General features: G+C 56.3%; 5 protein-coding genes. 2 read left to right on the forward strand and 3 right to left on the reverse strand.

From position 1 onward, the window contains the following. The 3 genes from ACYVDE_RS16035 to ACYVDE_RS16045 all read right to left on the reverse strand — a co-directional run. Positions 1–731: UvrD-helicase domain-containing protein (locus ACYVDE_RS16035; protein ID WP_460502555.1), on the reverse strand; the 731-nt coding region annotated here is incomplete at its 3' end. 54 nt (positions 732–785) lie between these two features. Continuing rightward, positions 786–1,184 (reverse strand): hypothetical protein, encoded by a 399-nt coding sequence (locus tag ACYVDE_RS16040; protein ID WP_460502556.1) that lies wholly within the window; start codon positions 1,182–1,184, stop codon positions 786–788. 56 nt (positions 1,185–1,240) lie between these two features. Next, positions 1,241–1,651: an acyl-CoA thioesterase gene (locus ACYVDE_RS16045; RefSeq protein ID WP_460502557.1), complete on the reverse strand. Its 411-nt coding sequence runs from the start codon at positions 1,649–1,651 to the stop codon at positions 1,241–1,243. Between the two features lie 156 nt (positions 1,652–1,807). Between ACYVDE_RS16045 and ACYVDE_RS16050 the strand changes: the two genes are divergently transcribed. Then, entirely contained in the window at positions 1,808–2,002 is a 195-nt protein-coding gene (locus ACYVDE_RS16050) for a cold-shock protein (protein ID WP_196284764.1), read from the forward strand. A gap of 452 nt (positions 2,003–2,454) precedes the next feature. Continuing rightward, positions 2,455–4,188, forward strand: a 1,734-nt coding sequence (locus ACYVDE_RS16055; RefSeq protein ID WP_460502558.1) for a DEAD/DEAH box helicase, incomplete at its 3' end; no start/stop codon positions are given.

Here is a 4,188-nt window from a genome sequence, read left to right on the forward strand (position 1 = left end):
GCCTCGGTGGCCTGCCGTCCCAGCCGCTGCGCCTCCGCCTCCAGTGCCGTCCGCCGCGCCCGAATCTCCTTGTCCAGCCGCCGGAAATCGGCCAGGCTCAGCCGGTCAAGCTGCGCCACCGCCTCCTGCACCGTCTCATTAAACAGCACCTTGCCGAAGCCCGCCAGCTCCTCCGGCAGCCGGCTCCAGCTCTTGCCCTCGTCGGCCTGCCCCAGCGCATACTCCGCCAGCGTCTGCGACAGCAGCTTGCTGTTCGGGTCGCGGTTCACCTTATCCAGCAGCGCCGCCACGGCGCTTTGCAGCACCGCATCCGTATCGAGCTCCACCTCAAACGTGGCCGGCAAGCCCAGTTCCCGGGTAAACGCCGTCACAATCCGTTGCACAAACGAGTCAATCGTGCTCACCCCAAAATCGGCGTAGTGGTACAGCACTAGCCGAAACGTCTCGGCCGCCCGCCGCCGCACCTCCGTTTCCGGCAGCTGCAGCTCGGCCGCAAGGTCGGCCAGCAGCGCATCCGGCTTGCCCGCCGCCGGGTAGGCAAAATTCCGCAGCGCATCCACAATGCGGTGCTTCATTTCCCCCGCCGCGTCGTTGGTAAATGTAATGGCCAGCACCCGCTTGAAATACGCCGGGTCGTCGGCGCCCAGCGCCAGCAGCAGGTATTCTTTCGTTAATTGGTACGTCTTCCCCGAGCCGGCCGAAGAGGAGTAGATGCGGAAGGAGGGAGGCATTAGTGTTTTGTTTGATTCGCTAATCGGAAAATAATTGGAGCAGTGATATTCTTGTCAATAGCAAACATTGCCTTGATGATGTCTTCCACACTCGTTGCAAAATCTTGCTCCAGATGATATTATTCTCGATGCAGGTTTATACTTTACTACAGTCTTATTTGTAACCGGAATTTCTTCTGCGTCATTAATCTGCTTATTCTTTTTGCGACGTTTCTTGCTTTTTTTAGCTACGCCTAAATCAGACTGGTCTTGATTCAATTCTGTATTGACTACCGCTTCATATTCGTCATTGTGCTGACTCATTAATGATTTGTCAGAAACAATAGTCTCAAAAAGTTTAAATGACATTTCAGGACCTCTAGATTCTAACCAAACGGCGTAGCTGAATCCTAGTTTGTAGCCGTTAATGATGTCAATTTGTAAACACTTATTTTGACGAGAATTGTTGGGCATGATTTCCTCGTTTATCAGTTTTAATAGTAACTAAGGTTAATTTGCTTTTGCTGAAATTATTCTTTCGTCAGCCACCCCACCATCTCTGCCGTCACGCGCACCGGCCGGCCGCTCTTGGGGTCGAGCAGCACCCAGGTCGTTTCCGCCTCACACAGCAGCACGCCATCGGCCGCGCGAGTGAGTCGGGTGTAGCGCAGCGACGTGGCCCCGCTGGTTTCGCCCACCCAGGTGCTGGCCCGCAGCGTCTCACCGGCGAAGGCCGACTGCAGGTAGCGAATCCGGTGCTCGCGCACCACCCAAATTATCTGCTCGCGCAGCTCGGCCGGGCAAATGCTCAGCCAGTGCGCGCCCGCCACGTCCTGCACCCAGCGCACGTATTCTACGTTGTTGGCGTGCCCCAGCGCATCAATGGCGCTGGCAGGCACCTGAAATTCATGGGAGAAGGCGTGGGCGGGCGCGGCGGGCATACTCTATAGGTGGAGGGTGAGCGGGCAAAGGTCGGCACGCATCGAAAAAAATACCTGTCGACTTGCTGAATTGGAAATCTTGCCTATCTTTGACGCAACCTAAGACATCAAGCCACGGTGGCCCAAAAGCTTAGGGAAATTCCACAACCAACCACCATGCCCACCGGAAAGGTAAAATTCTTTAATGACACCAAAGGCTTCGGTTTCATTAAAAACGACGAAACTGGCGAAGACATCTTCGTTCACATCAGCGACCTGCAGGTTAGCTCGATTCGTGAAAACGACCACGTGCAATACGAAGTAGCTCAGGGCAAAAAAGGCCCGAACGCTGTAAAAGTATCGCTGATTTAATTCAGCAATAGTTTTCAATGAAGAAAGCCCGCCTTTGGTGGGCTTTTTTTTGTGCCCGACATTTCGGGTTTCGCCCTTCATCCTGAACGGAGCTAAGGACCTCATCACCGCAGAATGGTTCACATTAATCAACCACAGCAGGCGTAAAAAGGTCCTTCGCTCCGCTTAGAATGACAGGGGAAGCGGGCGCGCCATTACGTGCCATCCACCGTCCCGGTTGCCCTGATTTTGAAAATGATTAGCTTTTTCAAAATAAAAATCCTACCTTTGCACCCGCATTTGAGGACGGCCCAAGTCCGCGCAAGCCCGAGAGTGGCGCTAACGCATTGGCCGCGTAGTTTTTTGGTTGTTTTTTCCCGCCTGAATGTGACCAGGTAGAAGGTGGGGAAACGTCGCTGAGTACGGCTGTTTTCAGAGCTAAGTCTCTTTTCCCCCTTATCAACTCCACATTCATGGAAGCTGAAAAAATTGTGGTTCGCTTTGACGAACTGAACCTCTCCGAGGAAGTACAACGCGCCATCACCGAGATGGGCTACGAGGAAGCTTCGGCCATTCAGGCTGCTGCTATTCCCGTGCTGCTTGCCGGCAAAGACGTTATCGGCCAGGCCCAGACGGGTACCGGCAAAACCGCTGCCTTCTCCATTCCCGCCATCGACAACATCGATACCGAGAGCAAAGACGTGCAGGTATTGGTGCTCTGCCCCACTCGCGAACTCGCGGTGCAGGTTTCGGGCGAAATTCAGAAGCTGGGCAAGTACAAGCGCGGCCTGATGGTAGTGCCCATCTACGGTGGCAGCCCCTATGACCGTCAGCTCCGCGCCCTGGAGCGTGGCGTGCAGATTGTTATCGGTACCCCCGGCCGGGTGATGGACCACATCGAGCGCGGCACTCTGCGCCTCGATAAAACCACGAAAATCATCCTCGACGAAGCCGACGAAATGCTCGACATGGGCTTCCGCGAGGACATTGAATACGTGCTCAGCAAGATGCCCGAAGACCGCCAGACGGTGTTCTTCTCGGCCACGATGAGCAAGCCCATCATGGAGCTCACCAAGAAATATCAGCGCGAGCCGCAGATTGTGAAGGTGAACCACAAGGCCATGACGGTGAACAACATCGAGCAGAGCTACTTTGAGGTGCGTGGCCCCCAGAAGAAGGACGTGCTGACCCGTGTGCTCGACATGTACAACCTGAAGTCGACCTTCGTTTTCGCCAACACCAAGCGCATGGTGGACGAAATCGTGGCCGACCTGCAAGCTAAGGGCTATTTTGCCGAAGGCCTGCACGGCGACATGGGCCAGCAGCAGCGCCAGAACACGCTCGATAAATTTCGCAAAGGCACGCTCGAAGTGCTGGTAGCTACCGACGTAGCCGCCCGCGGCATCGACGTGGACAACGTGGAGGCCGTATTCAACTACGACCTACCGGCCGACGAGGAATACTACGTGCACCGCATTGGCCGTACTGGCCGCGCCGGCAAGAGTGGCAAAGCCTTCACGTTTGTGAGCGGCCGCGACATCTACAAGCTGCGCGACATCATGCGTTTCACCAAGGCCGACATCAAGCTGGCCCAGGTGCCGTCGTTCGCCGACGTATCGGAAGTAAAAACCACGCTGTTCCTGAACCAGATTAAGGAAATCGTGGAGAAGGGCAACCTGGAGAAATACGTGGGCCGCGTGCAGCGCCTGCTCGACCAGGGCGACGAAATCACCTCGCTCGACATCGCCGCCGCCCTGCTGAAAATGACCATGAAGGAGGATAAGAGTGCTCAGCAGAGCCTCGACGCCAGCAAGGCGGCCGGCCAGGCCCGCCCCGGCTACACCCGCCTGTTCGTGACCATGGGCAAGAAAGACCGGATTCATCCCCGCGACATCGTGGATTTGATTTCGGAATCGAGCAACCTGACCGGTGCCAAAGTGGGCGACATCGCCCTCTACGACAAGTTCAGCTTCGTGGAAGTACCGTCGGAATTTGCCAATGAGATTGTAGAGAAACTCGGCCGTACCAGCATTCAGGGCACGCCGGTTAGCTTCAGCATCGCTACGCCGGTACAGGATGCCGCCGCGAAAGAAGAAGGCTTCAACCGCACGGGCGGTGGCCCGGGCGGCTTCGGTGGCGACCGCGAGCGTCGTCCCTTCAACGGCGGCGAGCGTCGTGAAGGCGGCTACGGTGGCGGCTACAAGGGT

It is taken from the genome of Hymenobacter agri (assembly GCF_054778495.1).

Bases quoted from the DNA above. Each gene is read 5' to 3' on its own strand.
- ACYVDE_RS16040 (WP_460502556.1), bottom strand. From the start codon at position 1,184: ATGCCCAACAATTCTCGTCAAAATAAGTGTTTACAAATTGACATCATT.
- ACYVDE_RS16045 (WP_460502557.1), bottom strand. From the start codon at position 1,651: ATGCCCGCCGCGCCCGCCCACGCCTTCTCCCATGAATTTCAGGTGCCT.
- ACYVDE_RS16050 (WP_196284764.1), top strand. From the start codon at position 1,808: ATGCCCACCGGAAAGGTAAAATTCTTTAATGACACCAAAGGCTTCGGT.